Below are 262 nucleotides of genomic sequence, written 5' to 3' on the forward strand. Positions count from 1 at the left end.
GTTTCGTGATGTAGTCGTCCGCCCCGGCATCAAGCGCCAGCACTTTGTCGTTGGAACCGTGGCGCGCTGAAAGGACCAAGATCGGTACGGTACTCCATTCCCGGAGCTTGGTGATCACGGTAGTTCCGTCCATGTCCGGCAAGCCCAGATCGAGAATTACGACGGCGACCGGTCGCTGCGCCGCAGCGTGCAGCCCCGATTCGCCGTCGGCAGCTGTCACCACCGTATAACCCTGACCGCGGAGGGTGATGGCGAGTGCCCG

General features: G+C 63.0%; 1 protein-coding gene. It reads right to left on the bottom strand.

Annotated features, from left to right (window positions below):
- Positions 1-262 (bottom strand): response regulator (locus SB724_RS20655; protein ID WP_410572796.1); only part of this gene is annotated, 262 nt, incomplete at both ends.

Source organism: Bacillus sp. SIMBA_031 (assembly GCF_046535225.1).
Taxonomy (GTDB): domain Bacteria; phylum Bacillota; class Bacilli; order Bacillales; family Bacillaceae; genus Bacillus; species Bacillus velezensis.